The organism is Phycisphaerales bacterium (assembly GCA_020852515.1).
GTDB lineage: Bacteria > Planctomycetota > Phycisphaerae > Phycisphaerales > UBA5793 > UBA5793.
In genome coordinates, this window is sequence record JADZAS010000032.1 from 1 (window position 1) to 25699 (window position 25699).

22 protein-coding genes and 1 pseudogene are annotated in these 25699 nt (G+C 64.6%); 3 read left to right on the top strand and 20 right to left on the bottom strand.

Annotated features, from left to right (window positions below; translation table 11 throughout):
• Window positions 1-1214 precede the first annotated feature (1214 nt).
• Window positions 1215-1511, top strand: coding sequence for an RNA-binding protein (locus tag IT430_18920; GenBank protein MCC6910012.1), 297 nt, complete (start codon window positions 1215-1217; stop codon window positions 1509-1511).
• Window positions 1512-1627: 116 nt separating this feature from the next.
• Here IT430_18920 and IT430_18925 read toward each other — a convergent pair whose 3' ends face one another.
• Together IT430_18925 and IT430_18930 are read right to left on the bottom strand one after the other, a co-directional pair.
• The gene (locus IT430_18925; GenBank protein MCC6910013.1) at window positions 1628-2005 is read right to left on the bottom strand and encodes a hypothetical protein; all 378 of its coding nucleotides are present in this window, start codon (window positions 2003-2005) and stop codon (window positions 1628-1630) included.
• Between the two features lie 85 nt (window positions 2006-2090).
• Entirely contained in the window at window positions 2091-3239 is a 1149-nt protein-coding gene (locus tag IT430_18930) for a hypothetical protein (GenBank protein ID MCC6910014.1), read from the bottom strand.
• Window positions 3240-3464: 225 nt separating this feature from the next.
• Between IT430_18930 and IT430_18935 the strand changes: the two genes are divergently transcribed.
• Entirely contained in the window at window positions 3465-6548 is a 3084-nt protein-coding gene (locus IT430_18935) for a hypothetical protein (GenBank protein ID MCC6910015.1), read from the top strand.
• Window positions 6549-6651: 103 nt separating this feature from the next.
• The gene (locus tag IT430_18940; protein ID MCC6910016.1) at window positions 6652-8232 is read left to right on the top strand and encodes a M20/M25/M40 family metallo-hydrolase; all 1581 of its coding nucleotides are present in this window, start codon (window positions 6652-6654) and stop codon (window positions 8230-8232) included.
• A 72-nt stretch (window positions 8233-8304) separates the two neighbouring features.
• On the opposite strand, the gene IT430_18945 is transcribed toward IT430_18940, so the two are convergent.
• From IT430_18945 to IT430_19030, 18 genes and pseudogenes are all read right to left on the bottom strand, one after another.
• Window positions 8305-9531 (bottom strand): type II secretion system F family protein, encoded by a 1227-nt coding sequence (locus IT430_18945; GenBank protein MCC6910017.1) that lies wholly within the window; start codon window positions 9529-9531, stop codon window positions 8305-8307.
• 29 nt (window positions 9532-9560) lie between these two features.
• Window positions 9561-11300, bottom strand: coding sequence for a Flp pilus assembly complex ATPase component TadA (tadA, locus tag IT430_18950; protein ID MCC6910018.1), 1740 nt, complete (start codon window positions 11298-11300; stop codon window positions 9561-9563).
• Between the two features lie 46 nt (window positions 11301-11346).
• Entirely contained in the window at window positions 11347-11682 is a 336-nt protein-coding gene (locus tag IT430_18955) for an STAS domain-containing protein (GenBank protein MCC6910019.1), read from the bottom strand.
• Entirely contained in the window at window positions 11679-13331 is a 1653-nt protein-coding gene (locus IT430_18960; GenBank protein MCC6910020.1) for an HD-GYP domain-containing protein, read from the bottom strand. The genes IT430_18955 and IT430_18960 overlap by 4 nt, the downstream gene beginning before the upstream one ends.
• Window positions 13328-13735 carry a response regulator gene (locus tag IT430_18965; protein MCC6910021.1) on the bottom strand — a complete coding sequence of 136 codons (408 nt, stop codon included), beginning with the start codon at window positions 13733-13735 and terminating at the stop codon, window positions 13328-13330. The genes IT430_18960 and IT430_18965 overlap by 4 nt, the downstream gene beginning before the upstream one ends.
• 3 nt (window positions 13736-13738) lie before the next feature.
• Window positions 13739-15181: a PAS domain-containing protein gene (locus IT430_18970; GenBank protein ID MCC6910022.1), complete on the bottom strand. Its 1443-nt coding sequence runs from the start codon at window positions 15179-15181 to the stop codon at window positions 13739-13741.
• Window positions 15182-15210: 29 nt separating this feature from the next.
• Window positions 15211-16446: a tetratricopeptide repeat protein gene (locus tag IT430_18975; protein ID MCC6910023.1), complete on the bottom strand. Its 1236-nt coding sequence runs from the start codon at window positions 16444-16446 to the stop codon at window positions 15211-15213.
• A gap of 37 nt (window positions 16447-16483) precedes the next feature.
• The gene (locus tag IT430_18980) at window positions 16484-18976 is read right to left on the bottom strand and encodes a hypothetical protein (protein ID MCC6910024.1); all 2493 of its coding nucleotides are present in this window, start codon (window positions 18974-18976) and stop codon (window positions 16484-16486) included.
• 45 nt (window positions 18977-19021) lie between these two features.
• Window positions 19022-19621, bottom strand: a complete 600-nt coding sequence (locus IT430_18985; protein MCC6910025.1) for a hypothetical protein — start codon at window positions 19619-19621, stop codon at window positions 19022-19024.
• Window positions 19622-19634: 13 nt separating this feature from the next.
• Window positions 19635-20195, bottom strand: a complete 561-nt coding sequence (gene pilO / locus IT430_18990) for a type 4a pilus biogenesis protein PilO (GenBank protein MCC6910026.1) — start codon at window positions 20193-20195, stop codon at window positions 19635-19637.
• A complete protein-coding gene (locus IT430_18995; protein MCC6910027.1) occupies window positions 20188-20877 on the bottom strand; it encodes a PilN domain-containing protein in 690 nt (229 codons plus the stop codon). Before IT430_18995 ends, pilO begins: the two co-directional genes overlap by 8 nt.
• A complete protein-coding gene (gene pilM, locus IT430_19000; protein ID MCC6910028.1) occupies window positions 20874-22040 on the bottom strand; it encodes a pilus assembly protein PilM in 1167 nt (388 codons plus the stop codon). Before pilM ends, IT430_18995 begins: the two co-directional genes overlap by 4 nt.
• Window positions 22041-22076: 36 nt before the next feature.
• The gene (locus IT430_19005) at window positions 22077-22634 is read right to left on the bottom strand and encodes a prepilin-type N-terminal cleavage/methylation domain-containing protein (GenBank protein ID MCC6910029.1); all 558 of its coding nucleotides are present in this window, start codon (window positions 22632-22634) and stop codon (window positions 22077-22079) included.
• A gap of 42 nt (window positions 22635-22676) precedes the next feature.
• Window positions 22677-22964 carry a hypothetical protein gene (locus tag IT430_19010; GenBank protein ID MCC6910030.1) on the bottom strand — a complete coding sequence of 96 codons (288 nt, stop codon included), beginning with the start codon at window positions 22962-22964 and terminating at the stop codon, window positions 22677-22679.
• A 45-nt stretch (window positions 22965-23009) separates the two neighbouring features.
• The gene (locus tag IT430_19015; protein MCC6910031.1) at window positions 23010-23699 is read right to left on the bottom strand and encodes a hypothetical protein; all 690 of its coding nucleotides are present in this window, start codon (window positions 23697-23699) and stop codon (window positions 23010-23012) included.
• Window positions 23674-24222 (bottom strand): type II secretion system protein, encoded by a 549-nt coding sequence (locus tag IT430_19020; protein ID MCC6910032.1) that lies wholly within the window; start codon window positions 24220-24222, stop codon window positions 23674-23676. The genes IT430_19015 and IT430_19020 overlap by 26 nt, the downstream gene beginning before the upstream one ends.
• Before the next feature lie 412 nt (window positions 24223-24634).
• Window positions 24635-24736: pseudogene (locus tag IT430_19025) on the bottom strand (prepilin-type N-terminal cleavage/methylation domain-containing protein).
• A 108-nt stretch (window positions 24737-24844) separates the two neighbouring features.
• On the bottom strand, window positions 24845-25291 hold the full coding sequence (locus tag IT430_19030; GenBank protein MCC6910033.1) for a prepilin-type N-terminal cleavage/methylation domain-containing protein: 447 nt from the start codon (window positions 25289-25291) through the stop codon (window positions 24845-24847).
• Between the last annotated feature and the right edge of the window lie 408 nt (window positions 25292-25699).

The following is a 25699-nucleotide window of genomic DNA, read 5'->3' on the forward strand; positions in this document are numbered from 1 at the left end:
ATCAGGTCTGCTCATGCCGTTGCCGCCTTCCGCGGCCGGCCGCGCCGCCGAAACGTGTGTTCCAAGAGCCAGCGCCGCCGTCCGCTTGACCAACGACGAATGGTAGCCGCCACCACCGGCGAAGGTGCCCATGCGATAAATGCCTCGGTCCCTCCCTGCCTGTTGCCTCTCCTCTTGCGCCTTCTGCGCCTCTTCGCGGCCAACTCCCCTCCGCGATCTCCGCGGCTCTGCGTGAGACTGACGTTCCCTAGTGCCTGATGCCAAGTGCCCGGCGCCTCTCTTCCCCAAGTGCCCGGTGCCTCTCTTCTCTGCTCGCTGTCTCTCCCTAGTGCCTAGTGCCTAGTGCCTAATGCCTGGTGCCTGTTTCTTGCCCCGCGCGCCAGCGCACCGGGTCAGGCGCGACTTGTGCGCGACAGCGCCAGAAACGGAAAAAAACGGAAAAAAACTCACCTGCACCCCCTCCAGAAAAATGAAAATCGACGAAACTCGCCCAAAAGCCGCGACCATTTGGCGCTCTGGGCAGAATGAGCGTCGTGGCGCGCACGGCGCTGCTCGGAAACCAGCGCACAGAAGCGATCCCGTGCGCATGGCGTGCGCGCCACCCGGTGCGCGCCCGTGTTGGCACGCGATTTGCCTCGCACATTTCTGAAAATCGCCCCTGCCGCCCGCGCCACCCGGCACAATTCTTACATGGCCCCCCACTGCGCCGCGCCTCGCCCCCGCACTCACGGCACGAAATCAAGCCCCGCCGCGCACGCCACCGCACGCGAATCGGTATGAGGTGATGACGCGCTGCAACGCCGCAACCCGCCGCGACGGCGCCCCAGGCATGGCCATGCCCGGGCGTTGTTCATCCCCTCGCTGCCTCGATCCCTCGATGCCTTCCCGATCACCCCATCACCCCATCACCCACTCACCCCGCTCACTGCCTCGACGCTTGGACGCCTTCCCCTAGTGCCAAGTGCCTAATGCCAAGTGCCTGATGCCTGATTCCCAGCGCCTGCTCCCGATGCCTCGGAAACCAAACCCCCATCCCGGCCCCAGCGACCGCCCGGCCTCTCATCGCCCGGGGCGCCTATGCTTATTCAACCGGTCATCCGCTCTTCGGGCAACGGCCCGAGCCAGTTTCGCGGACCGGCCGGTCTCCCGACGCTTCCCACCCGCCCAGGTTCGAGCGAAGGTCTCAATCTCTGGGCACGTGGAAGCATCTTCAGATGAAACTGTACGTAGGAAATCTTTCGTTCGAAGTCACCGAGAACGATCTGCGCGAAATGTTCGAGCCTTACGGCGCCGCGACGGCGACCATCGTCACCGATCGCGACACCGGCCGCGCACGCGGCTTCGGCTTTGTCGAGATCCCCGACGCCTCGCAGGGCAACAAGGCCATCGCCGAGATGAACGGCAAGAACATGAACGGCCGCGACCTGACGGTCAACGAAGCCAGGCCGCGCGAGGCCCGCAGTGGCGGGTACTCCGGCGGCCGCGGCGGCGGCGGCGGTCGCGGCAGGTAATCTGCGGAGGACTTCGCCTGCGGGTCGCACTTCGCCCCGCACAAGTGAACACACCGGCCGGGCCTCGCGCCCGGCCGGTTTGCGTTTTTGCAGACGAGATGACCGATGCCCCGCCGCTACTCCCGGCCGGCCTTGTCCACAAAGTGCTGTTCGAGATAGCGGGCGGTGTAGTCGATGATGCTCTTGGCTTCGGGGATGTCCGGATTCGTCGTCGGGCCCATGGGGTCGAAGCGCATGCCTTTGAAGCGCACAATGGCATCCTGCAGCGGCAGGCCGTATTGCAGCGCGAGGCTGAAGGCCAGGCAATAGGCCTGCATGAGGCCCGACAGCGTCGAGCCTTCCTTGCTGATCTTGATGAACAGTTCGCCCGGCGAGCCGTCGGCGTGCAGGCCGATGGTCAGGTAGCCTTCCTGGCCGTTGATGCAGAACTTATGCGTGATGGACTCGCGGACCGAAGGCAGGACGCGGCGGCGGTAGGTCATGACGGCGTTCAAGAGCAACCCCTTCCGTGGGCGGCGATGAGCGCTGCGCCTCATGCACAGCGGCTGGGAGAGAGCACCAAGCGTGATTCTTGTTCGGTCAGATGCCGCGGTCTTGTAGAAAAGTGCCTGCGTCTGATTGCGGGGCGCCGCCGCCGGCGCCTGGTTCTTCCTGTTCTTCCTCCTCTCCGGCCGGGGCGGCGGCCGCGTCGGCAGCGGGCCACGCGGCACGGACGCCGGCGATGCTCAGCGACAGCGACAGGAACGCCGCTGCGGCCAGAGCCAGGCCCATTGCAGCCAGCGAGCGGCGCGAGCACCACCTCGACAGCCCGACCAGCGACAGGCCGAGCACGAGTGCGGCAGGGACGCTCAAAGCGTCGAGCCGAGTCAGATCTCGCACTTCGTAGGAGGCCTCGACGCCCTGGCGAAAGCCGGCGATGATCGTGAGCCACGGGATGAGCCGCACGCAGAGCACCCCGGTCGCCAGCAGGACGATGAGAATGACGGTTGACACGCCGCAGCGGATCGCGGCGGCAGGGCTGACGCGCCACCAGAGGGCGGCGAGCACGGCCATCTGCGTCACGGCGCCCGCAGAGGCGGGTAGCCAGAGGAAACGAAGCTCAGCATTGAGGGGCGCCCGGGAGTCGAGTGAACTGAGATAGGGAGCCGCGGCCGCGGCCAGCAGAACCAGCGGGCCGACCGCCAGAGCCGCGCTGGCCGGCGCCCCGACCGGCCGGGCGAGTGGGCCGGTCCAGTCCACCAGGAAGACGGGATCGCCGTCGGCATTTGCGGCCCGTGCGGCGGGGCTGGGCTCGCTGCTGACCGTCCAGAGCCAGAGGATCGCGGCCGTAAGCAGCACGTGGCCGGACCAGTCGCTCAGGCGGCCGGTGATGGAAGCGAGGGTCAATGCGGCGGCCACGGCCAGCAGGGCCGCCAGATGATGCCAGGGAACGAAGGAAACGGGCCGGTTGCGCGGATCGACCAAGGCGAGGCCGACGATGAGACCAGCGGCCGAGACCGGCAGCGTGACCATGAGGCTGAGCGTCGCGGGCTGGCTCAGGTGCGATGAGCCGGCCAGAAATGGCAGGGCGACGACGGGCAGGGCGAGGATCAGGGGGATCCAGATGTCGAGCCATGCGTGCAGGGCGCGCGAGTGCGGCGATTCGTTCCTTAAGGCCGGGATGACGCCCAGCAGCAGGGCGCATAACATGGCAAGTACTGCGGCGGCAGCGCTGAGATGAACGATCATCGGAAGCACGCCGCAAGTGTAGACGCAGCGCCGCACGATCGGGCTGCGCGTGAGGATCGGCGGGCCGCGCCTGCCGACGGGATCGACCGACGAACGTCGCGCGATGCGACACAGCGAGGTAGCGGCGGGGTTTTCCGCCTTTCCCACCACCGTCGGGCGAATGAACTGCGAGCCGGCGCATCTGATGTGCAGCGGGCTCGAGCACCGAGTTACGGGAGAAGCATCATGCCAGCGTTTCGCGATCGCACGATCCGTCGCCGTGGGACAATTCAGAACCCGTCCCAGTCGCGCCCCGCGTTTCAGCCGCTCGAACGGCGCAAGTTGCTCAGCGCCACGCCGGCGGATATTGCCGCGGCGCTCGATCTGCCCGAGGGCGTGGTCGTCACCTACGAAGGCCACGACGACGCAATCGGTGTGTTTGAGAATTACACGGTGGAGGGGTTGCTGGGCATGCCGTCGGGCCCGAACGGGCAGTTCGTGTGCATCAGCACGGCGCATGCGTTCGACGGAGTGCGAACGACCGACTCGGGCACGCGCGACATGACGACGCGCTACCGCGACCTGGGCGATGAAGGCTCGGCCGACGATTACGCCACGATCCGCTTCACGATCGACGTGCCCTTCTCGCTCGTGTCGCAGCGGCTGCTCATCGATTTTCTCTACGCATCGGACATGGACACGGACGGCGGCGATTTTCTCGATATCACCGTCAACGGCGTGAACATCGCGCAGTCCGACGGGCGCGGCCGCATCGAGGCCGGCGGGGCGTACGTCGTCAACGAGCGCGACCCCGAACTCGACGCCGATGTGCCGGGCTTTGGCTTTGAAGTCGGCACGGAGTACACCGACCTGCTCACGGCGTCGTACACCATTCCCGGCGGGGTGATGACGCTGGACATCGAGATCACGATCGCCGATTCGAGCGACCCGATGAAGGACGCGTGGGCGCTGATCGACAACGTGCGCTTCGAAGAGCCGCAGGTGGTGTACCTCGACTTCGACGGGCACGACATCGACGACTTCTTCCTGAGCGGCACGCACTATGACGTGCCCGAGTTTGACGCCAACGACTTCGGCCTGGGCAGCAACTTTGCGGACATCATCCGCGGCGACATGGAGACGCTTTTTGCCGACTTCAACATCACCTTCGTGACCGATGAGCCGATCGGCGGCGAGTTCATGCGCGTCGTCATCGGCGGCCGCAACAGCGACACGGTGACGATCGACAACAACGCGAGCACAGAATGGCTGCTGCGGCCGCTGAACACTTCGACGACGTTCGGCAAACTCTTCAACTACGTCAACTTCCGCAACGCGAACGGTTCGCAGCGGTCGTTCGGCCTGGCGGACACGCTCGATCTCGACAACGGCAACCGGGGCGACACGGCGGTGGTGTTCTCCGACGAGATCGCCCGCTTCGGCGAGTACGACTACGACGATCTGCGCAACAGCATTGCCCACTACATCGGGCGCAACCTCGGGCTGCGGGCGGAAGATCCGGATGACACCAACGCGGCCGGCTCGATCATGAACGAGGACATCGACAGCCGGGGCGACGCCTTTCTCGATGATGATGTCAACCTGCTGAGCATCCAGTGGGGCGACCGCGTCGAGGGCGCCGAGGTGATGCGCCAGAACGCCCATGAGGTGCTGCTGGACCTTCTCGGCTCGACAACCGGCGATCCGGGCATCTTCCGGGCCCGCACCGACATCGCGAAAATGAACGAGGCGCACTGGACGATCGCCCAGCCGACGCGCGGCAAGTTGTTCGACGCCCAGTTCATCGTCATCGGCGACCAGCACACGCGAACGACCAGGACGTTCGTGGACGAATGGGAATCGAACCAGGTTCTCGTGACGGACTACGCCGGCGGCGACCCGCAGATCGTCATCACCGCCGCGAGCCGCGACGGAGGCGCGATCACCTTCGAGACCTACGGCCCGCGCAACCTCGGGCAGTTCACGCAGGTGAACAGCGATGCGCCGATCGTGCTCATCAGCCTCTTTGAAGAGATCGGCACGACGCCGGTCTTCCGCGGCACGGCGACGGTCATCCGCACCGAAGTGGCCGACACGACGGTGTACTACTCGTCGTATGAGTTCGAAAGCGCGGACGGCGATCTGATCACGATCAGCTTCAACTCGCGCACGGGGTTGTTTGCCGTCGAAGAGACGGACGGCGGACTGGTCATCACCCTGGGTGAATCGGACGCTTCGCGCGATACGCTGACGATCAACGTCAAGCGCCGCGGCGACGGCGACGGGCTGGCCACGATCAGCGGGATCATGGGTTCGGGACTTCGCACGCTCAAGGTGCTGCGCACCGACATCGACGGCGCCGGAGTCGATCTCGACAGTCTCCGCACCGGTCGGTTCGAGAGCATCATGGGCGGCACGAACTTCAACATCCGTCAGGATGAGGGCGTCGCGGGCGACATCCGCTTTGACATGATCGGCGGCGACTCTCGCTTCATCGTTGGGCGCCAGGCCCGCAAGTTCATGGCCGATGACATCACCGGCGGAACGTACTCATTCGGTGAACTCGTCCGCTTCGATGCGCGCGGCGACATGGCGGTGCAGCGCCTCGATATCGAAGACGGCGATCGAGCCGTGATCAAGGTCATCGGCGACGCGATCGGCGGCGTCTGGACGGTCTGGACCGAGACGGACAAGCACGAGTCATGGAAGACCATCGACGTGCGCGGCGCGGTCATCGGCGTGAGCATCGAAGCGCCCGGCCGCATCTCGCGCGTGAAGGTGCGCGAGAACTTTGACGGCGACATTGATGCCAGGGCCTTCACTTCGGCGGTGCTGCGCGGCGACGCGACCGGCTCGATCCTGCTCCGCGAGGATGGCTCGCACTTCCATCAGGCGTCCAAGTCGGTCAAGGTGCTCGGCGCCGCGCGAAACCTGCTGGTGCAGTCGCAGGATTCGATCAATCTCATCCAACTGGGCGCGGCGATCGACAGCAACTTCTACGTCGGCTTTGATCTGGCCGTGAACAGCGGGCTGGTGGTCGATCCGAGTCTCATCGTCAACGAAGACGCCCGCGTCAAGACGCTCAAGATCCGGGGACTGCGCGATGAACTGTTTGATGTGGTCAATTCGTTCTTCTGTGCCGTCACGTTCGGCAAGGTGACGCTGGGCGACATCGACGGGGACAACGGCGGCACCGCGTTCGGCCTGGCCGCCCGCAGCGTCGATCGCATCACCTTCGACACCGGCACCGGGCGGGTGACCAACAAGGGCGAGACGTGGTTCCTCGACAACGACAACAGCGATGATTTCCTGCTCGGGCGGATCATCTGAGTCGGGCTGGCCGGGTAGGATACCCCCACTGGCTGTGACGCAACTGGACGGCGGTTGAGCCGTACGAGGGGCGTCGGGACATTCATCAGACAAGGGGTGCCCAATGCTCGAACATGTTGGTTTTGTCCGTGTCCGTCGATTCAGTGCCGCCCTCGGACTTTGCCTGGCTGCCATGCTGCCCGGCTGCGCCGCCAGCGAAGAGTCCAACGCCCATCTGGGGCCGGATGTGTCGATCGCCGAGCACGGGTGGTCCGCGGAAGTAATGCGGATCATCGATGAGGGCAAGAACAACAACCAGGTGATGGAGCACCTGACTTACCTGACCCAGGAGATCGGCCCGCGCCTCACCGGCTCGACCCGCGCGAAAGTGGCCAACGAGTGGCAGGCGGAACTCTTCCGCTCGTGGGGGCTGCAGAACGTCGAGGTTCGGGAGTGGGGAACGATTCCGGTCGGCTTCGATCGCGGGCCCTCGTATGGCCGCATGATCGGAGCCCAGGGCGGGGATCGCGAGTTCGAATTCTCATGGCCGGCGTGGAGCCCGGGAACCAATGGTCCGGTGCGCGGCACCGTCTACCGCGAGCCGAGCAATCAGGAGGAGTTTGACGCGATCGCTGAGAATCTCAAGGGCGCGTGGATCCTGCAGCCGGCGAAGGCGCGCGGCTCGCGGCGCGGCGTCGTCGAGACCTCAGGCGCCACGCCTACGGACTGGCTCGCCAAGTGCAAGGAAGCCGGGATCGCCGGGGTGATTTCCGCAGCGCGAGGCGGCGAGATCGTGCACACGAGCGGGCGATTCCGGGATGTGGACCTTGAAAACCTGCCGACGTGGACCAACATCAGCGTCCGCCGCTCCGACTACGACGCGATGAACAGCCGCATCGCCGACGGCGAGGAAGTGGTCGTGGAGTTCGACTGCCAGGCAACGTTCATACCTGGCCCGGTCCCCTGCTACAACGTGATCGCCGAAATCCCCGGCACGGAGAAGCCTGACGAGGTCGTGATCATCTCCGCGCACACGGACAGTTGGGATGGCCCCGGCTCGCAGGGCACGGTGGATAATGGGACGGGCACGTGCGTCACGCTCGAGGCGGCGCGGATTCTTGCCGCCAGCGGCGTGCGGCCCAAGCGGACCATCCGCTTCATCCTGTGGACCGGCGAAGAGCAGGGTCTGCTTGGCTCGCGGGCGTACGTCGATACGCTCAGCGAGGAGGAACTGTCGAAGATCTCGGCGGTGTTCGTGGATGACGGCGGCACGAACTACGAGGGCGGCCTGCAGGTGGTCGAGCCGATGGCGCCGATGCTCATCGAAGCGACCGCGCCGGTAAACGACGCCTTCCCCGACATGCCCGTCGAAGTGCACATCAACCCGCGCATGCCGCGCGGCGGAGCGAGCGATCACGCCTCGTTCAACGCCAAGGGCGTGCCGGGATTCTTCTGGGACGAGGTCGGCCGGGCGAACTACCGCTACGCGTGGCACACGCAGAACGACAAGCTGGACCAGGCGATTCCCGAGTACCTCGTGCAGTCGTCAACGTGCGCTGCGATCACGGCGTTCAACGTCGCCAACGCCGAGACCCTGCTGCCCCGCGAGGTGCGCGGCACCGAAGAGGAGGAGCAGACCGAAGAGGGGCCCCGTCGCCGCCGGCCGGCGGAAGAGGGCAACTCCAACAGCGGCGGCAGCAACTGACCGATCCGCATCAGAGTTGAAAGGACCGGCGAGCGCGCTCGCCGGTCCTTTTTCATTCATCCGTTGGCGGCGTTACTTGATGACCTTGGAGATCGTCATGATGGGTAGAAGCATGGCGATGGCCACGAAACCGACCACGGCGCCCATGATGGCGATCATCGTCGGTTCGATGAATTGCGTGACGCGCGTGATGGCGTCATCGAGTTCATCCTCGGCCGTGGCGCCGATCTGCTCCATGACCGGTCCGAGGCGGCCGGTGTGTTCGCCGGCGGAGATCATTCGCACGACACTGGGATGGATGAGTTTGCTCTGCGAAAACGCGTTGCTCAGCGATCGACCCTGCTCGAGATCGAACTCGACCTGCTTCCAGAGCAACTGGTAGTAGCAGTTGTTGGTGATGCCGCGCGTGATGGAGACGGCTTCGAGCAGATCGACGCCTGAAACGAGCAGCGTGGCCATGGTGCGGGCGCTGCGCGTGAGGAACAACTGGCGGTACATGCTCCCGATGACGGGCACGTGCAGTTTGGTCCAGTCGAGCATCCGCCTTCCCTGCCGGGTGCGCATGAAGATGACGGTGGCGAAGCCGACGGCGCCCACGCCGAGCACAATCGGGATCCAGTTGTGCTGGAGGTAGTTGCTCATGGCCAGCATCATCTTCGTTGGCAGCGGCAGCATCGCGGCGCGCTTGGCGTAGATCGTCGCAAAGCGCGGGAGCACGACCGTGACGAGAAACGCGGTGATTCCCAGAGAGAGCAGGATCATGACGCAGGGGTAGGCGAGCGCGCCGCGGATCTGCTTGGCGGTCTTGACTTCCTTGGTCATGTACTTGGCAACGCGGCCGAGCATGAGCGCCATCGTGCCCGAGGCTTCTGACGCCTTGACGAGCGTGACCGTGATGGGCGGAAAGACGCGCGGCCAGCGGGACATGGCCGAGGAGAGCGTCGCACCCGAATGAACTTCGTCCTGGATGGCGCGGGAGATTCGGCGGAACGGAGTCGTCTGGCCGACCTCATTGAACGCTTCGAGCGCATCGCCAAGCGGCACGCCCGCCTCAAGCATGACGCAGATCTGGTGGCAGAATTCGATCACGTCGGGGCGGGAGACGCGGCGCGCCGCTTCCGCGGTCCGGATCTGCTCGACGCGGCTCTCCATCGACTTGATGACGCCGGGCGTGATGTCGAGCACGTACTTGCCTTCGGCGCGCAGGATGCGGCTGGCTTCCATGATCGATTCGGAATTGATCGTTCCGTCGATCAACTCGCCCCGAAGATCCCGCGCGCGATAGGTGAAGACGCCCATGGCTCAATTCTCCATTCTGGCCGACCGGCTCACAGCGCCGTTGAATAGAAGACTTCCTCGACCGTTGTCAGGCCTTCAACCGCCTTGCGCAGGCCGTCCTGGCGCAGGTTGACGTACTTGATCTTGCCGAGCACGGTCCGCAGTTCGTGCAGGTTTGCTCCCTTGCTGATGGCTTCGAGCACGTGCTCGCTGGGAATGAAGAGTTCGAAGATGCCCACGCGGCCCGAGTAGCCGGTGTTGCGGCACTTGGCGCAGCCGACGCCGTGGTACAGCGTCTCGAATTTGCCGATCGACTGTTCGACGGCCTTGCGCGAGATGGCGTCCACTTCGAGCGGCTCTTTGCAGTGCACGCAGATCTTGCGGACCAGCCGCTGCGCGAGCACGCCTCGTACGATGGCGGCCACGAGGTACGGTTCGACGCCGAGGTTGATCAGCCGCGTCACGGCGCTGGGGGCGTCGTTGGTGTGCAGCGTGCTGAGCACGAGGTGGCCGGTCAGCGCGGCCTGGGTGACGATGCGCGCCGTTTCCGTGTCGCGGATCTCGCCGACCATGATGACATCCGGGTCCTGCCGCAGCATCGAACGCAGCGCGGATGCGAAGGTGAAGCCGGCTTTTTCGTTTACCTGGAACTGGTTGATGCCGACGATGCCCGCCTCGACGGGGTCTTCGACCGTGCTGATGTTGATTTCTTCGGAGTTGAGTTCGACGAGGGCGGAGTAGAGCGTCGTTGACTTTCCGCTGCCTGTGGGGCCGGTGACCAGCACGACGCCGTTGGGCTGGCTCACGATGCCGCGCCAGGTTTTGAGCATGTCTGGCGTGAAGCCGAGCTTCTCGACGTTGACGATGGCGTTACTCGAGTCGATGATGCGGACGACGACCTTCTCGCCGTTCTTGCCGGGCATGGTCGAGACGCGCAGGTCCACGGGCCGGCCGTCGAGCATGACGTGAATGTCGCCGTCCTGAGGCAGGCGGCGCTCCGAAATGTCCATGCCCGACATGATCTTGATGCGGCTGACGATGGCCAGTTGCATCGCCGGCGGCGGGCTGATCTTCTGGTACAGCCGCCCGTCCACGCGGTAGCGGACGCGCAGGCGCCCGTTCTCCGGCTCGATGTGGATGTCCGAAGCGCCTTCCTGCACCGCCGAGTAGATGAGAAAGTTGACGAGTTTGACGACCGGCGAGTGTCCGGCGACCTCTTCGAGTTTCGACAGTTCGGTGATCTGGCGCTCGACGACGGCGAAGTCGTCGTCGTTCAACTCCTGGTAGATGTCGTCAATGACGAAGACGTTGGCGTCGGGCAGGTATTGCCGGAGGGTGTTCTGAATGTCGGTGGCGGCGCTGGCGACGATCTGCACGTCGCAGTTGCTCAGCCGGGTGATTTCCTCGACGAGGTAGAGATTGGCGGGTTCGGCGACGGCGACGGTGAGGCGCCCGCGCACGTGAAAGAGTGGCAGCACGCCGTGCGTCTCGAGGAATTCACGCGGCAGCGACTCGATGACTTTTGGGTCGGCCAGTTTGGGCGACACCTTGGCGTACGGGACGCCGTAAGCCTCGGCAAGGACGGAGAGGACCTGGTCTTCCGTCACGTATCCCATCTCGACGAGCACTTCGCCGAGCAGTTTGCGGTGTCCGCCTTCGCCCTGGCCGGCGAGGGCCTCTTTGAGTTGCGCCTCGGTGAGCAGTCCCCGATCGAGGAGCATCTCGCCGAGTTGCATCTTGGTGCCGTCGCGGAGCGAGCAGCGATCGGTGGCCGCGGTTGCTTGAATCATGACGTACTCCCTGCGTGGCCGCGCGACGCGGCGCGGCGGCGCCGTATCAGCGCAGACTGCGAATTGCGTCGGTCACTTCTTCATGCATGTCAAACTGATGCTGGAGCCGCGTGATCTCGAGGATCTTGCGGATATTCTCTTCGGGCGCGACGACGCGGATCTGGCCCAGGTGCTCAGCGGCGGCTTCCTGCAGCCAGAGCAGCGATTCGAGCCCGGCGCTGTCGATGAAGGTCATTTTCTGCACCTGCAGGACGAAGTCGCGCGTCCCCTTGTTGATGCGCTCCGTGACGGTTCGCCGGAACGAATCGATATGGTCGTGCGTCATCTCGCCTTCGATGGAGACGATCGAGATCTTGTCGTGGTCTTCGTACTTGAGTTTCATGCCGCCACTCCGCTCTGCTGCTCGAGAGCGCGATCATGGTCGCGCATCTGCTCGTAGACAGCGAAATTGATTCTGAGGAAATGTGGAATCAGGTCCGGGTCGAACTGGCTGCCGGCGCAGCGCCGCATCTCCGCCAGCACATCGTCCGACGAGAGAGCGCGGCGGTAGGTGCGCGTCGAACTCATGGCGTCGAATGCGTCCGCGATGCCGACGATGCGGCCGAAGAGCGGGATTTCGCTCCCCTTGAGTTGGTGCGGGTAGCCGCGCCCGTCGAAGCGTTCGTGGTGCGACATGACCCCCGGGATGATGTCGTCAAAGTTGGGAATGTCGCGGAGGATGCGCACGCCGATTTCCGGGTGCTTCTTGATCATGTCGAATTCGTCGTCGGTCAGGCGGCCGGGCTTGGAGAGCACCGCTTCGGGGACGCCGATCTTGCCCACGTCGTGCACGAGCCCGGCGATGTGAACGCGCTCGACCACGGCGTGATCGAGTCCCGCCTGGATGGCCAGTTCGCGACTCAGATACGCCACGCGACGCGAGTGGCCGCAGGTGTAGCGATCCTTGGCGTCGATGGACGCGGTGATCGCTTCGAGCGTGCCGAGGAACATTTTCTGCAGGCCGTCGTAGAGGCCGACGTTGTCGAGGAAGATGCGCACGTGCTCGGCCGTGGCGCCGAGGATCTTCAGATCAAACGAATTGACCTGCGCCTCTTCGCCGATCTTGCCGCCCGCGACCAGGGCGCCGTAGACAACGTCATCGTCAGCGAGCGGCTGGACGATGATGGACCGTTCGAGTGACTCGAGTTCGGGACAGTCGCAGGTGAGGCCTTCCTCGCGGACGATCGGTTTGCCGTCGCAGCGCGTGGAGATGATGCCGTTGATCACGCGGAGCAGTTGCTGGCGGTCGCAGGTGAGATCGCCGGCCCGGAAGAGCAGGTCGGCAAAGTCGTCGCACCCCTGCTTTTTCTCGCTCAGTTTCAGCGCGGTCCAGCGGTAGGGCATGACCTCGAGCAGGTCTTTGCACACGGAATCGAGGAACTGGCGCGGCTGGCGCACCACGTTCATGTTCCGGCTGACCTTCTGGAGCAGCGCAAGTTCCTCGTAGGCGTCTGTCAACTGGCGGCCGAACGATTCGATGTGTCCTGCGGCTTCGCGAAGTTCGCACAGGTCGTGCAGCCACCAGTCGATGGCCTGAATGAGCGTCGGCACGGCGCTGCGGTCCGGCAGCGGCTGCACGAGGAGTTGGGCGCGCGGATCGCTGCCGCCGGGCGTTCGATTCACCGCCAGCGACGCGAGCATCGGATGATTGGCCAGTTCGCGCTCCGGCGTCAGGCAGACGACCTGGCCCACGCGCCGGCGGCGCTGGAGGATGGGCAGCACGATGAGCAGCAAGGGCGCCTCGAGCGCCAGTCCGCGAGCGGATTCGATTTCACATCCGAACTGGGCGGTGACGAGTTTCACGACCTCCGGCGCGCCGCCGAGCAGATCGAAGAGCCAGGCGAACTGGTTCTCCAGCACGCGCGGATCTTCAAGCGCCGGCCCCGCCGCCATGACCGCCGCGGGGAGCGAGTGACACCGCAGCGCAAGATGCGTGAGCACCTCCCGCAGATCGGGTCGATCAAGAGGATTCGGCGAGGCGGCATGGGTCATGCAACGGTTTTGTCGCCGACTGCGGCTCCGACGCAGGCGACGAGTTCTCTTGGGCTGAAGGGTTTGCCGAGACACTTGAGGATGTTGACCGACCGCAAGTCGGCGTCGTCGAGCGCGAAGCCGCGCGCGGTCAGCATGATGACGGGAATCGAAGCGGTCGCGGGATTCTGCTGGAGGCGCTGGCACATCTCCAGGCCGGTGAGAAACGGCATCTGGTAGTCGGTGATGATGAGGTCGGGCTGTTCTTCGGTGGCCATCTGCAGACCCTCTTCGCCATCCGAAGCGGTAAGCACTTCGTAGCCGGCGTTGGAGAGTTTCAGGTGCACCACGTGCTGGATGTAGGTCTCATCATCGACGACGAGAATCCGCGTCTTGCCCTGCCGCTTGCCGCTGTGCTGACCCATCGCTTACGCTCCCTGCTTGCATGGGACAATGAACCAGAAGCGGCTTCCCTTGCCGACTTCACTTTCGACGCCAACTTCGCCGTGATGCACGGCCTCGACGATCTGCTTCACGAGATTGAGACCCAGGCCGGTGCCCTTGGCCACGCGCTCGTGCTTGTTCACGCGATAGAACTTGCTGAACAGTTTCGGCAGCGACTCGGGCGGGATGCCCAGACCCGTGTCATTCACCGAGACGATGACCGACCGATCGCAGTCCGTCAGATCCGGCGCGACAGTCACGCGCCCGCCCTCGGGCGTGTACTTGATCGCGTTGGAGATCAGGTTCGTGATGACCTGCTTGATCATGTCGCGGTCGATCTCGGCATGGCAAGCCTGGTGCGGCCGCTGGAAGTGGATGCTGATGTCCTTCTCGGCGGCCTGAGGCTTGAGCAGTTCCACCGCCTCCTGGGCGATGGGAATGATGTCCACTGTCTCCCACGTCGCCGTGATCATGCCCGCCTCGATGCGGCTGATGTTGAGCATGTTGTCGATCATGCGGCCGAGGCGCTCGGCTTCGTGCTGGATGATCTCGTAGAACTCGCGGCGGTCCTTCTCGCTCTTCGCTTCGCCGTCGAGCAGCATCTCGACGTAGGCCTTGATCGAGCTGAGCGGCGTGCGCAGTTCGTGGCTCGCCTTGCTCACAAACTCGTTCTTCATGCGGCTGACCTGGCGCTCCTGCGTGATGTCGTGCAGGATCGTCACCACGCTTGCCGCCTCGTTTGCGGCGTCTGCGGCCAGGGAAGAGAGCGAGACTTCAAGATTGAGCGGCTCGGGATCGCGGGGCAGGATGCACTCGGTGTGCTTGCGCGATGAGGTGTTGCCCGCCTCGGCCGCCTCGCCGATAAGCGCGACGATGGCCTTTTCGGGCAGCACCTGCGCGATCGGCTTGTTGAGTGCGCTTTCGCGGTCGAACTTGAACAGCGATGCCGCCGCCTCGTTGGCCATGACGAGTTCGTTGAACTCGTTGGTCACCAGTACGGCGTCGCGGAGCGAGTGCAGCACGCCGGAAAGGTGTTCAACCTCGGTCTGGGCCAGGTGCTTGCGGATCTCGATCTGGCGAACCTGCGATTTGGCGTTGCGGGACTCGGCGGCGAGTTCTTCGATCACTTCGAGGTGCCGCCGGGCAAGGCCGTCAAGCGGCGCCACGAGCCGGGTCGTCGGGGCTTCGGTGGCATCGGCGGTGGAGAGGATCGCGCCAAGGCGCACCAGCTGCCCGCTGAGCAGCCAGCCGCCCGCCCAACCGCCGGCAGCCCCGAGAGCGCCGGCAACTGCGGCCTGGATGAGCACGGTGGACAGATGCAGCGACGCCAGCCCCGGGCCCAGCGCCGTTACCGCCAGGACGCTGAGCAACGTGGCGAGCAGCGCCGCCGCGCCGACGCACAGGGAGATCATCCACGCCAGTCTCATTCTCGCTCACTCCCTTGCCCGCGGACCATTCAGCGATTTGGCGACTCATCGAGGTTCGCGTCAGTTTCAACGCCCGCGAGTGTCACGAGGCTCTGAGCCCGCTCGCTCTTGGGGGCGACCATGCGCGCCATCTGAAAGGCCTTGCCTGCCTCGGCGTCGAGACCCTTGGCCTGGAGCGCCAGGCCCAGAAGGAGATACGGCTCTTCGTGCTGCGGCCGCAGACTGCACGCCTTCTGGTAATTCGTGATCGCCTCGTCGAGTCGATTCTCGTGCTCGAGGACCATCCCGCGGAGCATGTAACTTTCGAACCGGTTCGGCCACACGGCCATCGTGCGGCTCACGACGTTCTGCACGCGGCGCATGTCGCCGAGTTTGAACGCGACGCTGCCGAGTTCGAACCAGATCTGCGGATCGCTCGGATCGTCATCGACGAGTTTCAGGTAGACGGAACGGGCTTCGACGAGCCGGTCATTGGCGGCGAGGCACAGGGCCTTGAGATGCCGCAGGTCGGGCCTCTGTGCGAATTCGGATTCGCGGAAGAGTTGATCCAGGTAGTACTCGGCCTTGGCGAAGTTGCCCGCCTTCATGTAGGCGAGGATGAGCACTTCAATGATGCTCTTGTCATCGGGATTCAGGAGGAGCGCCTTCTGGAAGTGCTCGGCGGCCAGCACCGGCTGGTCGCGCAGCATCGCCAGGTGGCCCTGCGAGCGCCGAACCGCGGCGTTGTTTTCGAAGTGCGGGCGAGACGACTCGATGAGGGCCTCCGCTTCGTCCAGCCGGCGCATGGAAATCAGCGTCTCGAGCGACGCGAGCATGTAATCGGCATTCGTCGGATTGGTGCGCAGGGCGGCCTGGTACTCTTCCACCGCGTTGGCGAGATCCGACCAGCGCTGATAGATGAGCCCGGCGTAGTAGTGGGCATCGCCGCCGTTGGGATCGAGCGTCGTCGCCTGCCGCAACGCCTGCATCGCCGGATCGAGATGATTCATCTCGATGAGGATGCGGCCCTGCATGATGTGGTAGGACGGGTTGTCCGGCGAGAGTTCGATGGCGCCGTTGATGTTGAACAGCGCGTTCTTGAGGTTGCCGACCTCGAAGTCCTGCCGCGCCTGCTGGGCGCCGAGTTCGGCCTTGTTGGTGTTCAGGCGCGTGTTGGCGTCGATGCGAGCCTGCTCGCCTGCGGTGTGGGTGGCGCAGCCGCTGAGGCTGAGCGCCGCCGCCGCACATCCGAGCGTGAGGACTTTGAACATCGTGGAAATGGTCATGGGACAACCTCTCTTGGGTGTGCGGGGGGCGGGCCGATTACCGGATCGGGTCATTGGCGCCTTCGGTCGGGACTTCGGCATAGCCGGTGAGCGTCTGCTGATCCGCCAGCCAGGCCTGGTAATTGGCAAAGACGGGGCCGAAGTGCATCGTGCCCATCGGGCTGAGCGACTGGAGGATCGCCAGCGACTGCCCGACCTGCGCGTTGAACTGCGCGACCTGCACGGCGCTGCCGCCCTGCGCCGCTTCAAGCAGGCACGGATCGCCGTCGGGGTTGATCGCCACGCCCTGATCGCCGTTCGACTCCGGCTGCGTGAGCTGCCAGACTTCAAAGCCTTCGGGTGAGATCGCCGCGGTGAAGTCCTCCCACCAGGTGTCGGATTCGAGCTGCGCCGGATCGTTCGTGGCGCCCCACGAGATGTCGCGGTCCCCGGCGTTGCCGGCCTTGGCGTTCTTCGATGCCTTGCCGCTCTTGCTTGCCGAGGCGGTCTTGGTGGCGCCGCTGGTCTCGGGAGCGCCCGACTGCTTGCCGGGTTCCTCCGTCGGCTGGCTGCCGGTCGCAGGCTCGGCCTGCGGCTCGCCGGCCGGGGCCACATCGGACACGGGCGTCGGTTCGGGCTGATCGTCGAACAGAAGCGACTCGATGTCGAGCGGATTGGCATCGGCGCTGCCCGGGCCGAGCAGCGGGTCGCTGGAGAACTCCGTGGGTACGCTGGCCGTTTTCTCGGTCGTGTTCTTGAGGTCCATGCTCGCCTTGATGCGCTCGTCGGTGAGGTGGCGCATCATCGAGCCGTTGAACCACTTCTCCGACTTGCCCAGCAGGCGTTCGCGCATTTCGATCACGAGCGGCTGATCCGGGTGCAGGTGCAGGGAGCAGTCGATGTGCCACAGCGCCAGTTCGAAGTCGCCGGCGGCGATGGCTTCTTCAGCTGCGAGGTTGTGATTTGAGGTCAGGCGGTCGTTGCTCCACCAGAGCACGCCGTTGCGGGCGGCAAAGCGCGCGTCGTTGACGAGTTCGTTCGCGCGGCTGCCTTCGGCGATGAGCACTTCATCGCGCATGATCGAGGGCGTGATGAGGAAGGTGATTTCGCTGCGGCGAGTCGCGTCTTCCTTGCCCTTGAACGCGGCGCCGATGATGGGAATGTCGCCCAGCACGGGAACCTGGCGGCGCGTGAGCGTGGTCTCTTCGCGGAACAGGCCGCCGAGCACGATCGTGTAGCCGTCGCGCACGACCACGTTGGTCTGGAGTTCCTGGGTGATCTGGTCGGGAATGGTGAACGTGCTGCCGTCGCTGCCGGTCACGTCGCGGACGATGCCTTCGGACACGCTGGGCTTGAGTTCCATGCGGATGAAGCCATCTTTGCCGACGAAGGGCCGGAAGATCAGTTGCGTACCAGTATCGAGGAACTGCACGGTCTGCGTCGTGCTCGTTTCGGTCGAGGTCGTGGAGAGGTAGCCGATCTTGCGGCCAATGAGGATCTGACCGCGGTTGCGGTTGACGGCCAGGACGCGCGGGCGCGAGATGACAGTGGTGTCCACGACTTCATCAAGCACGCGGAGGAAGACGGAAATGTCATCAGAGATGACGCCGATCTTCAGGCCGCCGGCGCGCTGCGTCTGGCCGACATTCGAGCGAATCGTGGTCGCCTTGTTGTCGCCCGGCTGGAATCCGCCGTCGCCGGCACCCGTAATGAGGTCATCAACGATGGAGAGCGGATTGGTGAAGTCGCTGAAGTTGACGTCGGCGAGAATGCTCCAGTCCACGCCGAAGGCGTTGTCCTCATTGAGCGAACTCTGCAGGACCGTCGCCTCGACGAGCACCTGCTGGGGGCGGATGTCCAGTTCGCCGATGAGCCGCGCGATCTCTTCGATGTTCTCTTCGTAATCGTGCACGACGAGCGTGGCCGCATTGGCCCAGTTGTCGGCGCCGCCATTGGATTCATCCGGTTTGAGGCCGGCGTCGACATCGGCGCTGATGGCGATGGTGCCCTTGTCGGAAAGAAGAGGCTGCACGAAGATCGACGCGTCCGTCGAGTTGAGATAACTCAGCTCGAAGCGGCGATACGCGAGCTGGCGTGCCGCTTCCTTGATGGCCCGAAGTTCTTCAAGGGTGTAGACCTTGATGAAGGCGCCTTCCTCGATGTAGCCGTAGCCGTTGCTGTTAAGAATGGCGTCGAGGGCTTCGAAGAAGGTCACGTCGTAGAGGTCAGCGCTGACGGTGCCGCTGACGTTCTTGGAGACGATGATGTTGCGCTGGCTCTGGATGCTGAGCATCTGCAGCACCTTGGCCAGGTCGGTGTTCTGCACGTGGATGTCAACCGTCGAGTACGCCGAGACGGCGACTTTGCCGGCGAGGTCGTCGCCGCCGTCGGTCTCGGTCGTCGCGTTCGAGGCCGGCGGATCGTCGGCCCACGCGTCGAGATCGACCTGCGCCATGGCGGGGTTTGCCAGGCCGACGCAGGCGGCACAGACCAACCCGTACGAGCGGAGCAAACCCAGCGAGAAGAACTTCCCGTTCGTGCAGTCCAACATGATTGCTTTCTCCCTCCCCAGGTCGGAGCGCTGGTGCGCGCCGGATCAGCCCGGAGTGTCCATCTTCAGTTCCACCCGCACCTGATCCTTCATCAGGATCACACTCCGCTTGAGCACGCGCTCAAGCACGAAACCCTCAATCCGTCCTCCTTCGAGCACGACGCGGTCGTTGATGACGGCCGCCGGTGCGCTGCCGAGGATCAGACTCTCGAGCTGGAGCGTCAACGCCTCCTTGGCGATGCGCTGCTGCTCCGTCTCCGGAGAATCTTCGGGCGTATCCGTTTGTGACTTGGGGGCAGTGTCGTCAACCGAAGCCGCCTGTTCCGTCTGGGGAAACATTGCCTCCGGCGATCGGAAGAAATTCCGCGCCAGGTCGGTCGTGGAGTCCAGATAAACGATCGGCGCCGATTCGATCGCCGGTCGGTCGCTCGATTTCGCGGAGCCGCTCGGCGGCGTATTGGACTTGTCCGGTTCGGGCGCCGTCTCGCCGGCAACGGGTTCGGCCAGGCCGGTGCGAGGCACGTCGTTGAGCAGCAGCAGGCGCGCCCACAGCAGCAGCCCCACCACCGCGAGCACGCACATGGCGCTGAACTTGCGGCGGTCTGAGGAAAGGCGAATCCAGATTCGTTGCAGATCCTCGTTCACGTCTGGCTCCTCCTCACGGCTTGGTGGGCGCTGCAGCCGTTTCGCCGGCGATGCGGTAGTAGACGTCCAGCCCGATGGTCGCCTTGACCACACCGGAGTTGTGGTCCAGGTTCTGTGCCGTGAGCGAACTGATGCGCACGAGCCTCGGCAGCGCCTCGACGCGGCGGAGCAGATCGATCACGACGTCGAACTGACCCGTCGTTTCGATCATCAGCCCACTGCTGGCCGTGGAGCCGACGGCGGTGTCCTTGCCGCGGTCGAGCTTCTGGCCGCTCAGGCCGAGGTACCGGATATCAGTGGAAATCCCGCTGATGACGCCGGCGACGTCGCTGGACTCAGGAATCGCCTTGGTTTCCTGGTCGAGTCGGGACTGAAGCGAAGCCAGCCGCCGCCGGGCCCGATCGCGGCTGGCAAAGTCTTCATCCGCGAGGGCCACGCGGCTGGTGAGCGCCTTGACCTCCGCGAGCACCGTTGCCCGCGTGTTGTAGGCCGGCCGGACGAGCGTGAAGTACGCCGCGCCCGTGACCGCCAGCAGAATACCGCCGTACTTGATGCGGCTGATCATCTCATTCATCGCCGGCTGCCCCTTCCTGCCCATCCGCGCTCGCAAGATACCGGCACTCGAGATCGACTTCGAAACGCACGCGGAATTCGCGCACCGCGGACTGATCGATGCTCTTGGTCCGGTCGTAGTCGAGCTGGACCCGGCCGAAAGCGGGCTGCGTCTCGAGGCGGCCGACGAATTCGGCGACCTTCACGCCATCCTGTCCCACGCCGGTGATGTCCACCGAGAGGTAGCGCACCTGGCGGCGATCGTCCGCCTTGCGGCTCTTTGATCGATTGACGCGCTGGCGCAGTTCCTCCATGGCCGACATCGATTCCGCCCGCTGGCCGACGCCCACGATGAGTTCGGTCACATACAGCCCCTCGGGCATGTTCTGACTCAGCAGGCCGAGCACGTCGGTCACGTTGATCGGCAGGGCGAGGCGGTAGTAGTCGGAGAGGTTCTGCGCGAGCCCGTCGGCCTTGCGGTTCAATTCGAGCGACTCGGCGCGGACGGATTCCAGTTCGGCGACGCGGGCGGTCAGATCGCTGGCCTGGGCTTTCATGCGATTCACGCCGGCCCGGGAGTGGATGACGAGTGTGCCGATGACCAGCGCCGCGACAAGCCCGTAGGTCGTGAAGCGCTGCCTGAGGCGTGAGTTGCCCAGGCGCTCGCGGTAGGCGGGCGGCATGAGGTTGATACTGCGGCTCACGCGGCACCTCTCTTTCGCTCAGCGCCCTTGCGCGACGCGGTGGCGGCCACGCGATCGACCAGCGAAGGCTGCTGCGACGACGCCGAGCGCATGCTCAGCCCGGCGGCGACGCCCCACTCCGTGAGTGCCGCGTGGCGGCGATCCAGGCGCATTTCCGCGCCGGTGACGTCGATGCCCTCGAGCGGGCCGGTGACGCGGGCATCCACCTTGAGGTGCTCGGTGAGAACGGCGGCCAGATTCGGCTCACGCGCTTCGCCGCCGATGATGCTCACAAAGTCAGGCCGGGCGCCGCGAAACGTCACGCTGTAATAACGCAGGCACAGTGCCGCCTCCTGCGCCAGTTCGTGCATGAGCGGCCGGGTCGCTTCGAACGCAGCCCGGCTGACGCGATCGGCGCTGCCCGATTCGGTGTCCTGGGACATGCGCTCGATGCGCAACTGCCGGGCGGCGTCGTCGTCAAGACTGAGCCGCTCGGACACGGCCTTGTTGAATTCCTTGCCGGCGATCTCCACGGCCTTGACGAAAGCGAGCTCACGGCCGCGCGTGATGCACACGGTCGTCAGGCTCAACCCGACGTCGATGATCATCCGCACGACTGACTTGTCTTCCTGGCGCCGCAGGGGCCGGGTCAGATTGCGCGCGGCGGCGAGGAACGGAGCATCGACCGCCAGTGGGCGCAGGCCGGCCCCTATTGCCGCATCCAGGTACGATCCGAGCACTGCGCTACGCGCGGCAATGAGGATGACCTCGTCGCGCGTGTCGTGACCCTGCGAGACTTCGCCGGCGCGGATCCACTCCACCTCGATGGCATCCATCGGCACGCCAAAGCGCTCCGAGGCCTCCCAGCGCACGGCCTTGTTGCGCTCGTCGTCGGTCATCGTCGGAAGCCGGACGGCGCGAAGCATGAGATCAGACGGGCTGGGCGCGATGACACACGCATCACCCTTGAACGCGGCCATCTCCAGGGCGGAGCGCAGCGTGCGCTCGATCTCGAGTTTGCGCTGCACCGGTTCGTCCGGGAGCGGACGGCCGTAGGACTTGCGCGCCGCCGCCAGGGCGCGAAGCGTCCCGCCGGCGTCATCGAGTTGCATGAGTTTGACGCCGCTGTGGCCGATGTCCACGCCGATGGGCAATGCCGCTTTGTTCAGGATCTTCCATCTCACCCGAAGCGCTCCTTCTCGCGTGCGCCAGACTGACTGCTATTCGAGCCGTTGTACGGAGACGCGCCCCGTGAAGCCGCTCACATTGATCTGGAACCGCCCGTCGCTTCCAGTGACGACGAGCGAACCGCCGATGCTCGACGCGTTCTCGCCATTGATCGGTCCGCCGATGGCGTCGTAGGTGATGTAGTTGTTGGCGCCGTCGAAGACGACCTCTTCGAGCGCCAGCATGCGGAAGCGCTCATCGGTCTGGAAGTTGACGATGTACTTGCCTGACCCGCCGTCGGAGATCGGGTCATAGAGCACGTCGTTCTCGGGATCGAAGGGCGAGGCGAGGATGCGATACCCGCTGCCATCTTCGGCAAAGAGCACGCGCCGCGGCGCCTGCCTGGCCATGGCGTCGGACTGGGCAAACGAAAGATCGGCAACGATCTGCCGCACCGCCGCTTCGGTCTCGAAACTCACCGCATTGCTCATATTGGGAATGAGCAGCGACGCGGCGATGCCCATGAGCGTCACCACGATGAGGATTTCGATGAGCGTGAACGCCCGGGACGCGTACCGCCCCATCTGTTTCGGCAGTGAAGAACTACGCATTCGATCTGCTCCGTACCTCCAGCACCCTCTTTGCTCATGCGGCTATTTCGACTCGCCGCCTTCGACCTTGACCGGCGGCATCGACGTCACCTTGACGTTGAACTCGCGCTTCTCGAGATCGCGGCGAAGAGTTTCCATCGATGCGGAAATGCGCCGCAGTTCGCGGATCATCTCGAGCCGCTGGCTGGCCGCGTCGGGAATGCCGAACTGCTCGCTCGCCATGGCCGGGCGCGCCAGCACGCCGCGATCGGTTGCGAACATCACGACCAGCAGGCACAGCGCGACCGCATTGACGGTCAGCATGGCGTTGAGGTACTTTGATCGGCGCATGACGCAACTCCTTGTTTCGGTGGAGGAACTCGCCTGAGACGATGCTCAGAACCGTCTGGAGCGAGCGAGCAGGCGCAGTCCCGTCCGAATCGTGCTCACATCGCGACTATCGGTAGATTCGTCAAACCAGGTAAGCCTCAACGCCAACGGTTCTTCAGTTGCGTCCGGACGTAGCGTCTGGGCCGTCCTGATTCCGGTAACCTCGCAGGCGATGACGGGCTGCGCGACGACCGCCCGGACGACGTCCGTTCGCGCGGCCAGTTCCTCGACGCGGTGCGGCGTGGCCCACGCCTGGTCCGAGAGTATCGGATCCTCCTCCGCCGGCGGGGCCCAGGTGTAGGCGATGATCGAGCGGAGCATCGGACTGAACCGGATGACGAGCACTTCAGAGAGATTCACCTGGCCGGGGAAGCGATCGTCCGAGAGCCACAACACGAGTGTGTCGAGCTGGCCCGCCTGAGTCGTGCTCTCGTGCAGTGCGAGAATGGCCGCCGCGCGATCGAGCAGGTCGCGGAGCATCTGCTGCTGGCCGGCCAGCGGGCCGCTGAGCAGCACCGAGGCGCTCGCGTCGGGCGCCGTTGGCGAACCGCGAATCAGTCGTGGGCCGATCACCGCGGCCGAAAGGGCCATGAACGAGCCCAGCGCCAGCAGCGACAGCGCTTCGCTCCATGCCACGCCGGGTCTGAGGTTCCGGGCCTTGGAGGCGGGATCAATAGTCGTAGTACGCTCGGCCATTCTCATCCTGACCTGCGACGTAGGCCTTGAATTCGAGCGTCTCGGGCTTGTAGAGCCAGCCGTAGGTGGTCGGCCCGGTCGGGGCCGGCGGCAATGTCATGCCATTGGGCACGACCCAGATGGCGCTGGATCGATTGATCGGATTGATGGGCATCTCCGCCATGTAGGGACCGAATCGAAACGTCTGGGAAGAACTCGACCCGATCGAGCCGTCGGCGGAGGTGGGGTTGGTCATCTGAGCGATGAAATCCGCTTCGGTGGGCGTCACGTTCGGATCGCCGCCCGCGTAACCGGGCGAAACGCCAAAGTGCTGGGCGCGGTAGACCTGGATCTGCTGGCGGATGTAGCGCAGGTCCTGCATGAGCGCCGAGCTGCCCGCGATTTCCGAAGCGCTCGAGAATCGCGGCATGACGATCGCGGCGAGAATGGCGATGATAAGCACGACGATGACCAGTTCGACGAGCGTGAACGCGCGCCGCATCCGGCAGCAGTGCGAACGGGTCTGAGAGGTCGTGCTGAACATCAGCCACTCCATCGAAACCACCCGCCGCGAACGTGCGCCGCCTCAGGCGAGCGTGCCGCACTTCCGGATGGCTGCAGCGCAGTGATCATCCGGGCGGGTTGTAGGTATTGGTGATTTCGTCAAAATACGGGGCGGTCATCACTCCGTTTACGTCGTCCCAGACCCAACCGACGTTGATGGACTCGGCAACGCCAATCCCGACCGACTCGGTGAACGGGTTATAGGGCGCCGCCTGCAGGTACTTGACTTCATCAGGCGGATTCACCAGGGGGTCCCAGTCGGCGGCGGTGCCGCTCGTGCCCAGCGGAGGCAGCGAACCGTGCCGCGCCTTGTAGACTTCGATCTGGCCGCGCACGATCTGCAACTGGCTCTTGACGGTCGAGACGGAGGCGTCCACGCGGGCGCTGGTGAATTGCGGAATCACCATCGCGGCGAGGATCCCGAGAATCACCACGACGACGAGGATCTCGATCAGCGTGAAGCCACGATCCCGTGATCTTGAGGTGAAGCGCATGGCAAGGAACTCCCGGTACACCCGCACTGGCCGATCGGGCCGCTCTGATTGGAAAAGAGAGGCGACAGCGTTTCCGCTGTCGCCTCTGAAGTTCTGCGTTTACAACTATTAATAGATGTAAACGTTGTTGATCTCGTCGAAGCCGACGGCGTAGATGCGGCCGTTGGCGTCGTCCCACAGCCAACCGTCCGTGGCGGGGTTGCCTTCCGTCAGCGGGTCACTGCCCGCGACGATCAACGACTGACCCGTGAACGGATTGATGGGGTCAGACTGAAGGTACGCACCTTCGGTCCACGCGGCGTTGTAGGTCGACGGATCAGTGAGGGGCACCCACTGATCGGTCGCGAAGTCAGGCACAAAGCCATTGTGCTTGACGCGCATCAGCTCGATCTGGCTGCGAACCGTCTGCAGCTGGCTCTTGAGCGAAGAAGCGGAGGCTTCCTGGCTCGCGTTGGTGAACTGCGGGATGACGATGGCGGCCAGAATGCCGAGAATGACGACGACGATCAGAATTTCGACAAGCGTAAAACCCTTCGTACGACGGTAAACCTTCATCGATGACTCCTTCACAAAAAGGTCCGAACCTGCTCGTGTGAACCGCCTTGACGGACCGGCGCCGCGGGACACGTTTTCATGCATTGCCCCGGGAACCACATGGCGCCCGACAAGGCAAGGTCCGGAGCCGGTGTCCTCCCCACCGAGACACCGTGCGCCGGAGCCGCTGTGCTCGCTCGAGCCCGCGATGCCTCGCGAGCCGGGCTTTGGTGAGCACAGACCGAATGCGGGTGAGCGATACATACCCATGTAAATCGACTCGAACCCGCGCTCGCTGGAGTGCGGCGGTTCAAGCCGCACCCGACTCTGCCGTCTGCGCGTGTCAGCGCCTATAGAGACGTGCTCGTACCGCCCTGGCGCAGCAGAAAGTGAAACACGCAGGCGCCGGGCCTGCGTGCTCGATAACCA

Bases quoted from the DNA above. Each gene is read 5' to 3' on its own strand.
- IT430_18920 (MCC6910012.1), top strand. From the start codon at position 1,215: ATGAAACTGTACGTAGGAAATCTTTCGTTCGAAGTCACCGAGAACGAT.
- IT430_18930 (MCC6910014.1), bottom strand. From the start codon at position 3,239: ATGATCGTTCATCTCAGCGCTGCCGCCGCAGTACTTGCCATGTTATGC.
- IT430_18935 (MCC6910015.1), top strand. From the start codon at position 3,465: ATGCCAGCGTTTCGCGATCGCACGATCCGTCGCCGTGGGACAATTCAG.
- IT430_18940 (MCC6910016.1), top strand. From the start codon at position 6,652: ATGCTCGAACATGTTGGTTTTGTCCGTGTCCGTCGATTCAGTGCCGCC.
- IT430_18945 (MCC6910017.1), bottom strand. From the start codon at position 9,531: ATGGGCGTCTTCACCTATCGCGCGCGGGATCTTCGGGGCGAGTTGATC.
- tadA (MCC6910018.1), bottom strand. From the start codon at position 11,300: ATGATTCAAGCAACCGCGGCCACCGATCGCTGCTCGCTCCGCGACGGC.
- IT430_18955 (MCC6910019.1), bottom strand. From the start codon at position 11,682: ATGAAACTCAAGTACGAAGACCACGACAAGATCTCGATCGTCTCCATC.
- IT430_18960 (MCC6910020.1), bottom strand. From the start codon at position 13,331: ATGACCCATGCCGCCTCGCCGAATCCTCTTGATCGACCCGATCTGCGG.
- IT430_18965 (MCC6910021.1), bottom strand. From the start codon at position 13,735: ATGGGTCAGCACAGCGGCAAGCGGCAGGGCAAGACGCGGATTCTCGTC.
- IT430_18970 (MCC6910022.1), bottom strand. From the start codon at position 15,181: ATGAGACTGGCGTGGATGATCTCCCTGTGCGTCGGCGCGGCGGCGCTG.
- IT430_18975 (MCC6910023.1), bottom strand. From the start codon at position 16,446: ATGACCATTTCCACGATGTTCAAAGTCCTCACGCTCGGATGTGCGGCG.
- IT430_18980 (MCC6910024.1), bottom strand. From the start codon at position 18,976: ATGTTGGACTGCACGAACGGGAAGTTCTTCTCGCTGGGTTTGCTCCGC.
- pilO (MCC6910026.1), bottom strand. From the start codon at position 20,195: ATGAATGAGATGATCAGCCGCATCAAGTACGGCGGTATTCTGCTGGCG.
- IT430_19005 (MCC6910029.1), bottom strand. From the start codon at position 22,634: ATGCGTAGTTCTTCACTGCCGAAACAGATGGGGCGGTACGCGTCCCGG.
- IT430_19010 (MCC6910030.1), bottom strand. From the start codon at position 22,964: ATGCGCCGATCAAAGTACCTCAACGCCATGCTGACCGTCAATGCGGTC.
- IT430_19015 (MCC6910031.1), bottom strand. From the start codon at position 23,699: ATGGCCGAGCGTACTACGACTATTGATCCCGCCTCCAAGGCCCGGAAC.
- IT430_19020 (MCC6910032.1), bottom strand. From the start codon at position 24,222: ATGTTCAGCACGACCTCTCAGACCCGTTCGCACTGCTGCCGGATGCGG.
- IT430_19030 (MCC6910033.1), bottom strand. From the start codon at position 25,291: ATGAAGGTTTACCGTCGTACGAAGGGTTTTACGCTTGTCGAAATTCTG.